Genomic DNA, 9,787 nt, shown 5'->3' with positions numbered 1-9,787 from the left:
CGAGCTTCGACGCCCTCTACGTCAACGTCAACGGCGCGTCGGGCTACTTCGACCGCTCCCTCGCCGCCTATGGCCAGGAGGGCCGGCCCTGCCGCCGCTGCGGGACCCTCATCCGCCGCGAGCACTTCATGAACCGGTCGTCGTTCTCCTGCCCGCGCTGCCAGCCCCGTCCGAGGGCCCGGCGCCAACCTGCCTGAGCCCTCAGGGGCCGGGGAGTTCCTTGAGCACCACGGTCTTGCCGGTGCGTTCCTCCGACAGGTCGGCCAAGGCCTGGCGCACCGTCTTGGCGAACAGGTGCGAGCCCTTCAGGCTCGGGTGGATGCCGTCGCTCTGGAGCTGTCCGCTGGTGCCCTTCAGGGCGGCATCCCAGTCGGCGAGGCGCACGTTCGGTCGACCCTTGACGAGTTCGCGCAGCGCCGCGTTGTCCTCTTCGGCGCGGGCGAACCGGCCGTGGACGGTCGTCAGCACCACCATGCGGTCCGGCCCGATGGCGTCGAGGGTCTTGCGCGCGACCGGCAGGTCGGTGCCGGCGTTCGTGCCGAGCACGATCACCACGGCTCGCCGCAGGGAGTCACCCTTGGCGGCGACGTACTTGGGCGCGGCGCTCCACTGGCGGTTGGACTTGCCGTCGACGCGGATGCCGGGCAAGTAGTAGCGCAGGGCGTGGATCGACCCGACGGCCATGGAGTCGCCGAAGACGTCGATCTCCTTGCCGGAGGGCATCGTCCAGTCGGCGGTCGTCGAGTCCGCCACGGCGGCGGATGCCGTGGGGCTGGGTGAGGTCGTGGCGGCATCCGCTGTGGCGGTGCCCGGGTTCGCAGGCCGACGCTCGTCAGCCGAGGATGCCGTCGTGTCCTCGAGAGCGAGGGCGGCCTCGTTGGCCGTGATGAGCTCCTCGGTGGCGGTGCGCTCCGGCGCGGTCACGAGCACCACGGTGACGACCAGGGCGAGCACCAGCGCGAGACCCCACAGGACACGAGCGCCCCGGGTGCCCATCGCCCGCAGCCGGGCCAGGGCACGACCGGCGGTGCCGCGGAAGCCGTGCCGGCGCACGGGCGTCTCGATGAACCGGTAGGACAGGTCGGCGATGACGAGGGTCATGACGACGCACCAGACCCGGGTCGCGAGGTAGGCCGGGCTGCCGGGTGCCACGGGAAGGTCGGCGCCGATGACGAGGAACACCGGCCAGTGCCAGAGGTAGATGCCGTAGCTGCGGGCACCGATCCAGCGGGCTGCGGGCAGTTCCAGAACCGCCTGCAGGCGTCCGGGCCGCTCGACGACGACGAGCACGAGGGCGGTCGTCGCGAGCGAGGCGAGCAGGATGCCACCGCGGAACGTCCACGCCGAGGCCTCACCTGCCGTCGCCATCAGTGCGAGCAGCGTGACGAGCGCCGCCGCGGCCACCTGACGCCGGTGGGCGCCCCACCACGGGGTGCGCGTCCACGCGCGGTGCGGGGCTGCCCACGCGAACGCCAGCGCCGCGCCGAGCATCAGCCCCATGACGTGGGTGTCGGTGCCGTAGTACGCGCGGGTCGGGCTCTGCGGGTCGACGTGCACCGCCATCAGCACCGCCGACAGCATGGCCAGGCCCAGCGCGACGGCAGCGCGGGCCTCGTACCCCCGCGTCACCCGCAGCAGCACCAGCACGGCGAGCGGCCACAGGAGGTAGAACTGCTCCTCGACGGCGAGGGACCACAGGTTCATGAACAGCGTGGGCGTCGTGGCTGCGAAGTAGTCGCTTCCAGCGGCCAGTTCGAGCCAGTTCGACGTGAACGTGAACGCCCCGAGCACCTGGCGCCCGATGCCGACGAGCAGGTCGCCCTCGGACAGGCGGGCGAGGAGCACGGAGGCCGGGACGCAGACGAGCAGGGCGGGCAGCAGGCGGCGGGCGCGGCGGGTCCAGAACCCCGGGAGGTCCAGCCCGCCGGTGGCCGCGCGCTCGCGCACGAGGAGCGTGGTGATGAGGAACCCCGAGACGACGAAGAACACGTCGACCCCGAGGAACCCGCCGGGCAGCCAGGACGGGTCGAGGTGGAAGGTCAGGACCGCGACGATGGCCAGGGCGCGCAGGCCGTCCAGGCCAGGCAGTCGGCCGGGGCGCGGTGCACCCTCGGCGGCACGCGCCGGTGCGGGCACGCCCGTCGTGGCGTCCCGTCCGCCGGGGCTGTGAGCCGTCACGGTGCTCATGTCGGTAACGGTAGGGGCAGGTGGTGACAGTGGTGCGGAGGCGCGCAGGCCTACGCTGGGTGTCCATGGACGACGATCAGCCCACGCGCCGCGTCACGGTGTTCGTGCGCGGGGACGTCCAGGGCGTCGGGTTCCGCTGGTGGGTGCGGGCCCGGGCCCTCGAGCTGGGCCTGACCGGGCACGCCCGCAACACCGCGGACGGCCGGGTCGAGGTGGTCGCCGAGGGCCCCGTCCCCGCTCTCGGTGCCCTGCTGACCCTGCTCTCCGAGCCGGTGTCCACCGCCGGGCGGCCGGGTCATGTCAGCACCGTGTCGGCCCCGCTGCGCGGTGACCCGCGCGGTGAGGTCGGGTTCCGCGAGCGGTGACGCGCGCTCCCAACCAGGCTCGACGGCATCCGGGGGGTGGACGGGGGAGCGCCGCGGATGCCGCGGCTTCCTACGATGACGGCGTGAGCGACACCCCTCCCGACCTCGCACGCCTGCGCTCGAGCATCGACAACATCGACGCGGCGCTCGTGCACCTGCTCGCCGAGCGCTTCAAGGCCACCCAGCAGGTCGGCGAGCTCAAGGCCGCCATCGGGATGCCGCCGGCAGACCCGGCCCGCGAGGAGCGCCAGATCGCCCGCCTGCGCGGCCTGGCCGACGAGGCCGGGCTGGACCCGCAGTTCGCCGAGAAGTTCATCACCTTCGTCATCGCCGAGGTCATCCGCCACCACGAGGCCCTCGCAGCAGACCCCGACGCGGCCCAGAACTCCGCGGACCGGGCCTGACGCGGCGGTAGAGTCGGGCGGCATCCGGCTCCTGCCGAGCCTGCGCCACCCGACGGAAGCTGCGACGACACCGTGTACCTGAAGACGCTGACCCTCAAGGGGTTCAAGTCCTTCGCCTCGGCGACGACGATGCGCCTGGAGCCGGGCATCACCTGCGTCGTCGGGCCGAACGGGTCGGGCAAGTCCAACGTCGTCGACGCCCTCGCCTGGGTCATGGGTGAGCAGGGCGCGAAGAGCCTGCGCGGCGGCAAGATGGAGGACGTCATCTTCGCCGGCACCGCCGGACGCCCGCCGCTGGGCCGGGCCGAGGTCAGCCTCACCATCGACAACACCGACGGCGCCCTGCCGATCGACTACACCGAGGTGACGATCACCCGCACGATGTTCCGTGGGGGCGGCAGCGAGTACGCCATCAACGGCACGAACTGTCGGCTCCTCGACGTGCAGGAACTGCTCTCCGACTCGGGCCTCGGCCGTGAGATGCACGTGATCGTCGGGCAGGGCCAGCTCGACACCGTGCTGCGGGCCACGCCCGAGGAGCGTCGTGGCTTCATCGAGGAGGCGGCCGGCGTGCTCAAGCACCGCCGCCGCAAGGAGCGTGCGCTGCGCAAGCTCGAGACGATGGAGGCCAACCTCACCCGGGTGCAGGACCTCACCGGTGAGATCCGCCGCCAGCTCGGCCCCCTCGGTCGCCAGGCCGAGGCCGCCCGTCGCGCCGCCGTCATCCAGGCCGACGCCCGTGACGCCCGCCTGCGCCTGCTCGCCGACGACCTCGTGCAGCTCACCAGCCTGCTCGAGCAGGAGGTCGCCGACGAGACCGCGCTGATCGAGCGACGCAGCGCCGTCGAGAACGCCCTCGAGGACGTGCGCACCCGCCTGTCCGACGTCGAGCGCCGGTCCGCCGAGGCCGCCCCCGAGCTCACCCGCGCCCAGGAGCGCTTCGTGCGCCTGCAGAGCCTGCGCGACCGGCTCGACTCCACCGGGTCGGTGGCTGCCGAGCGGGTGCGCCTGCTCTCGCAGGACCAGGAGCACGAGGCCACCTCTGGGCGCGACCCCGAGGAGCTGCGCGCCCAGGCCGAGCAGGCCCGCGCGGCCGAGGCCGCGCTGCTCGCCGAGGTCGCCGCGGCCACGAGCGAGCTGGCTGCTGCCGTGACGGCCCGCCAAGAGGTCGAGGCGGCCTACGCGGCCGAGCAGGACCGCCTGTCGCGGCTGGCCAGGGCGGCCGCCGACCGTCGTGAGGGGCTGGCGAAGCTCGCCGGGCAGGTGGCGGCCCGGCGCAGCCGGATCGAGGCCGGTGAGGCCGAGATCGGCCGACTCGAGGCGACGGTGGCGGCAGCTCGCGCCCGTGCTGCCGAGGCCGAGCAGGAGTTCGCCCAGCTCGAGGGCGGCGTCGCCGTCGAGGAGGAGGGCGAGGAGGGGCTCGACGAGGCCTACGAGAGCGCCGCTGCGCGACTCGCCGAGATCGAGGAGCAGATCGAGGCCCTCGTGGCGCGCGAGCGCGACGCCGAGCGTGACCGCTCCTCCGCGACCGCCCGCATCGAGGCCCTGGAGCTCAGCCTGCGTCGCAAGGACGGTGCGGCGACCCTGCTCGCCGCCGCGGACGCCGAGCACGCCGTCATCGGCACCGTCGCGGCGTTGCTTCAGGTCAGCGGGGGCCACGAGGCTGCCGTCGCCGCTGCGCTCGGGTGGGCCTCCGAGGCGCTTGCCGTCCCGAGCGGCGAGCACGCCGCCCGCGCTCTGGAGTCGTTGCGCGAGACCAGCGGCGGGCGCGCCGCGCTGCTCGTCGGCACCACGGCATCCCCGTCGGATGGCGTGCAGTGGCCTGCGCTGGACGGGTCGGCGGTGTGGGCGCGCGACGTCGTGACCGCCCCCGCTGACGTGCGACCTGCGGTCGAGCAGCTGCTCGAACGGGTGGCGCTCGTGCCGACCGCCGCGCACGCCCTGGCGCTGGTCGCTCGCGGTGAGGGGATCACGGCCGTCACGGCCGACGGCGACGTCTTCGGCCCCGGGTGGGCCCGGGGTGGCAGCAGCGCGGGGGAGAGCCTGCTCGAGCTCCAGGCGGCCGTCGACGAGAGCCGGGAACGGCTGGATGCCGCGACCGCCCAGTCGGAGCAGGCCCGGTTTGCACTCGTCGCGGCCCGGGAGGCCGCGAGTGCGGTCGCGACCGAGGTCGATGCGGCGCTCGAGGCCCTGCACGAGTCGGACGCTCGCATGGCGGCCGTCGCCGAGCGGCTCGGGAGCCTGGGCGCTGCGGTGCGCACGGCATCCGCCGAGGCCGAACGCACCGAGCGGGCGATCGCCGTGGCGCGCGAGAACCTCGACCGCGACCGGGCCGAGCTCGAGGGACTATCGGCGCGACTCGCCGAGGCGCAGGAGGCCCCCGAGCTCGAGACGCAGGAACCGTCGACCGACGAGCGCGACCGGCTCGAGCTGGAAGCCAGCCGCGCCCGCACCGCGGAGACCGAGCTTCGGCTGACCCTGCGCACCCGCGAGGAGCGGGCCCGTGCCCTCAAGGGTCGGGCCGACTCCCTCGAAGGGGCCGCCCGCAACGAGCTCGCCGCGCGCGAGCGACTGCGCGAACGGCGTGAACGCCGCCGCCGCGAGGCCACGGTCGCCGAGGCCGTGCGGGCCGCCGCCGTCTACGCCGTGGCGCGCATCGGTGAGGCTCTGGCCCGGGCGACCACGCTGCGCGACACCGCGGAGGCCGAACGCGCCGAACGCGACCGGGCAGCGGTGGCACTGCGCACCGAGCTCGGCACCGTGCAGGACGAGCTGCGCGACCTCACCGACACCGCCCACCGTGACGAGGTGGCCCGCGCACGTCAGGTCGCCCGCATCGAGCAGCTGCAGGCCCGCGCCGTCGAGGAGCTCGGCATCGACCCCGAGGTGCTCGTCGAGGAGTTCGGCCCCCACCAGCTCGTTCCGCACGTCGTCGCCCCCGGCGAGGACCCCGACGAGGCTCCCGAGCCCGCGCCCTACGTGCGCGAGGTGCAGGAGAAGCGGTTGCGCAAGGCCGAGCGCGGGCTCGCCGCCCTGGGCCGGGTCAACCCGCTCGCCCTCGAGGAGTTCGCGGCCCTGGAGGAGCGGCACACCTTCCTCACCACCCAGCTCGAGGACCTCAAACGCTCCAAGCGCGACCTGCTCGACATCGTCAAGGAGATCGACGAGCGGGTGGAGGAGGTCTTCACCGAGGCCTTCGCCGACACCAAGGTGCAGTTCGAGCGGGTCTTCGAGCGGCTCTTCCCCGGTGGGGAGGGGCGCCTTGTCCTCACCGACCCCGACAACATGCTGACCACGGGCATCGAGGTCGAGGCCCGCCCGCCGGGCAAGAAGGTCAAGCGGCTCTCGCTGCTCTCCGGTGGCGAGCGCTCACTGGTCGCCGTGGCCCTGCTCGTCGCCATCTTCAAGGCGCGGCCGAGCCCGTTCTACATCATGGACGAGGTCGAGGCGGCGCTGGACGACACCAACCTGGGGCGGCTCATCACGCTGTTCGAGGAGCTGCGCGACTCCAGCCAGCTCATCGTCATCACCCACCAGAAGCGGACGATGGAGGTGGCCGACGCCCTCTACGGGGTGTCGATGCGTGGTGACGGTGTGACGACGGTCGTCTCCCAGCGGATCAGGGACGTCGCCGCCACGGCCTGACGCCGGGTGGCTGCGCGACGGCGCTGGCTGTGCGCGACAGCGTCGCCGTCAGTTCCCGTGGGGCAGGGAGCCGAACTCGCTGAGCGGCCAGAACCGTCCGACGACGGGGCCTATCACGCGTTCCTTGGGCACGAACTTGGCACACTCCTGCCCCTGGGTGACCCCACGGCATCCGACGACGGAGTCCGCTGACTGCGATCGGTGGTCACCGAGCACCAGGAGGTTCTCGCTCGGGACGGTGATCTCGGGGAAGCAGCGCACCGAGCGGGGCGAGGTCGTGCAGTCCTGGATGCCGGGTACGAAGGGGAGGTCCTCGAAGACATAGGGCTCGGTGAGCGGTTTGCCGTCCACCGTCACGGCACCGACGTCGGTGCAGCACGCCACCTTCTGTCCGGGCATGCCGATGATCCGCTTGACCGTGTACGACGTGCTGCTCGGACCGATGCCGGTGAGGTCGCCGAAGGCGCGGATCCCCTTCAGGAGCAGGTTGTCGGCCGGGGGGAGCTCCTTGGCCTGCCAGGTCTCGCCGTGACCGAAGACGATGACGTCGCCGGCCCGCACGTCGTCGTCGAGGCGGTTGACCACGATCCGGTCGCCGATCTGGAGGGTGTTCTCCATCGACTGAGAGGGCACACCGAAGGGCTTGATGAGGAATGTCTGCACCAGAGCGACTGCGATGAGCGCGATGATCACCTCGGTGAACATCGGCAGGCTGCGCTTGCGCCGCGCCGGGGCAGGAGCGGGGGTGCCGTCGGCCTCGGAGGTCTCGCGGATGCCGGGGGTCTCGGGATCGCCGGACGACTTCGAGGGTTCGGCGCTCACGCGGTTACCCTAGTCGTCGGGCCCGACGTCGTGTGGCCGGGGGAGTCGGGGGGACTGCGCCGGTGGTGCCGCTTGGTGACGATTCGGCCACGGATGCCGGTGTGGTTTGTGTGGCCAGTGGGGCGTCTGGGACAGTTGTGACCATGGTCTCCGTCGTGCTCGGCATGTTGTTCTGCCTCGGTCTCGCTCTCGCCGTCATGGCCCTGGTCGCCGTTCCCGCCCGTCGCGCCGGCCGCGACGTGCTCAGCGAGCGCGGCGAAGAGGTCGTCGGGTCGCTGCGCGACCGCCAGCTCCTCAGCCGCTGACCGGTTCTTCTTCGCCGCGGTTCGCCCGCCCCTGAGGGCGCGACCTGACGGTGTCGGCGCCGTGTGATTCGATGGGCGCCTTCCCCGACCCAGAGGAGCCAGCGCCGTGAGATCCGGAATCGACCCGACCGCCGTCGACCCGAACGTGCGCCCGCAGGACGACCTGTTCGCCCACGTCAACGGGCCGTGGGTCCGTGCGACGCCGATTCCCGCCGACCGCGGTCGCTACGGCACGTTCGACGAGCTGCGCGAGACCGCTGAGCAGCACGTTCGCGAGATCATCGAGGAGGTCGCCGCCGGTGACCCGCAGAGCGGCACCGTGGCGGCCAAGGTCGGGGACCTCTACGCGAGCTTCATGGACGAGGATGCCGTGGAGGCTCTCGGTTCGCAGCCGCTCGCGCAGGACCTGGCGCGTGCCGCGGCCGTCTCGTCCCCGGACGAGGTGATGGCGACGTCGGGCACCTTCGGACGCGCCGGCATCCTCGGTCTCGTCATGCCGTTCGTCAACACCGACGACCGTGACCCGAGCCGCTACGTGGTGTACCTCGAACAGGCCGGCCTGGGCCTGCCGGACGAGTCGTACTACCGCGAGGAGCAGCACGCCGACAAGCGTGCCGCCTACGTCGGGCACGTCGAGCGCATGCTGGCGCTCGCCGGCTGGCCCGCCCCGGCCGAGGCGGCCGCGCGCGTCATGGCGCTGGAGACCCGGCTCGCCGCCGGGCACTGGGACAAGGTGACCAACCGAGACCCGGTGAAGACCTACACCCTGCTCGACCTCGCCGGGTTGACGGACCTGGGGCCGCAGATCACCTGGTCTGCCTATCTTGATGGCCTCGGTGCCCCGGCGAATGCCTTCGACGCGGTGGTCGTGCGCCAGCCTGACCACATCACGTCGGTGTCGGCTGCCCTCACGCAGGAGCCGATGCAGGCGTGGCGCGACTGGCTCGCGTGGCACGTCGTGCACGCTCACGCGCCCTACCTGTCGTCGGCCTTCGTCGAGGAGAACTTCGACTTCTACGGCCGCACCCTGTCCGGCGTGCCCGAGATGCGCGAGCGCTGGAAGCGTGGCGTCGGTCTGGTCGAGGAGGCCCTCGGCGAGGCCGTCGGCCAGCTCTACGTCGAGCGCCACTTCCCACCGCATGCCAAGGAGGCCATGGTCGGGCTCGTCGACAACCTCGTCGAGGCCTTCCGGCGCAGTCTGTCGCAGGTGCCGTGGATGGGGGAGGACACCCGCCGCGAGGCCCTGACCAAGCTCGGCCAGTTCACTCCCAAGATCGGCTACCCGCAGCGCTGGCGCGACTACGGCGCCCTCGAGGTGCGTGCTGACGACCTGCTCGGAAACGTCCGACGGGCGGTGGCGTTCGAGGTCGACCGCCAGTACGCCAAGCTCGGCGGCCCGGTCGATCGCGACGAGTGGTTCATGACCCCGCAGACGGTCAACGCCTACTACAACCCGGGCCTGAACGAGATCGTCTTCCCGGCCGCGATCCTGCAACCCCCGTTCTTCGACGTCGACGCCGACGACGCCGTCAACTACGGCGGTATCGGAGCGGTGATCGGCCACGAGGTCGGGCACGGCTTCGACGACCAGGGCTCGCAGTTCGACGGCACGGGCACCCTGCGCAACTGGTGGACCGAGCATGACCGCAGCGCCTTCCAGGCCCTCGCCGACGCCCTCATCGCCCAGTTCGACGAGCTGGAGACCCGCGACGCCCCGGGCCACAAGGTCAACGGCGCCCTGACCGTCGGCGAGAACATCGGCGACCTCGGTGGGCTGACCATCGGGCACCTCGCCTACCGCATCTCCCTCGGCGACGAGCCGGCTCCGGAGATCGACGGGTGGACCGGCGACCAGCGCTTCTTCCTCGGCTGGGCACAGGTGTGGCGTGGTGCGGCGAGGGCCGCCGAGGCCGAGCGGCTCCTCGCCCTCGACCCGCACGCCCCGATGGACCTGCGGGCCAACGCCGTGCGCAACCTCGACGAGTTCCACGAGGCGTTCGGCGTCAGCCCGGGCGACGGGCTGTGGGTCGACCCGAGCGACCGGGTCCGCATCTTCTGA

The 9,787-nt window shown here is 72.5% G+C and carries 8 protein-coding genes; 6 read left to right on the top strand and 2 right to left on the bottom strand.

Annotated features, from left to right (window positions below):
* On the top strand, positions 1–197 hold a 197-nt coding region (locus PLL68_RS07190), incomplete at its 5' end, for a zinc finger domain-containing protein (RefSeq protein ID WP_324533017.1).
* A gap of 4 nt (positions 198–201) precedes the next feature.
* Here PLL68_RS07190 and PLL68_RS07185 read toward each other — a convergent pair.
* A complete protein-coding gene (locus PLL68_RS07185; RefSeq protein ID WP_324533015.1) occupies positions 202–2,187 on the bottom strand; it encodes an acyltransferase family protein in 1,986 nt (661 codons plus the stop codon).
* 65 nt (positions 2,188–2,252) lie between these two features.
* On the opposite strand from PLL68_RS07185, the gene PLL68_RS07180 reads away from it, so the two are divergent.
* The 3 genes from PLL68_RS07180 (at position 2,253) to smc (ending at position 6,601) form a co-directional block, all read left to right on the top strand.
* Complete coding sequence (locus PLL68_RS07180; protein ID WP_159900206.1) at positions 2,253–2,552, top strand: acylphosphatase; 300 nt, start codon at positions 2,253–2,255, stop codon at positions 2,550–2,552.
* Positions 2,553–2,635: 83 nt separating this feature from the next.
* Positions 2,636–2,956 carry a chorismate mutase gene (locus PLL68_RS07175; protein ID WP_324533012.1) on the top strand — a complete coding sequence of 107 codons (321 nt, stop codon included), beginning with the start codon at positions 2,636–2,638 and terminating at the stop codon, positions 2,954–2,956.
* Between the two features lie 72 nt (positions 2,957–3,028).
* Entirely contained in the window at positions 3,029–6,601 is a 3,573-nt protein-coding gene (smc, locus tag PLL68_RS07170) for a chromosome segregation protein SMC (protein ID WP_324533009.1), read from the top strand.
* A gap of 48 nt (positions 6,602–6,649) precedes the next feature.
* On the opposite strand, the gene lepB is transcribed toward smc, so the two are convergent.
* Entirely contained in the window at positions 6,650–7,423 is a 774-nt protein-coding gene (lepB, locus tag PLL68_RS07165) for a signal peptidase I (protein WP_324533007.1), read from the bottom strand.
* Positions 7,424–7,566: 143 nt separating this feature from the next.
* Here lepB and PLL68_RS07160 point away from each other — a divergent pair, with 143 nt between their 5' ends.
* Entirely contained in the window at positions 7,567–7,728 is a 162-nt protein-coding gene (locus PLL68_RS07160) for a hypothetical protein (RefSeq protein WP_324533006.1), read from the top strand.
* 106 nt (positions 7,729–7,834) lie between these two features.
* Positions 7,835–9,787 carry a M13 family metallopeptidase gene (locus PLL68_RS07155; RefSeq protein WP_324533004.1) on the top strand — a complete coding sequence of 651 codons (1,953 nt, stop codon included), beginning with the start codon at positions 7,835–7,837 and terminating at the stop codon, positions 9,785–9,787.

The sequence above is a fragment of the Ornithinibacter sp. genome (assembly GCF_035443565.1).
Taxonomy (GTDB): Bacteria; Actinomycetota; Actinomycetes; order Actinomycetales; family Dermatophilaceae; genus Fodinibacter.
Note: the sequence above shows the minus strand (reverse complement) of the source record. Positions and strands in the feature narration are given on the sequence as shown.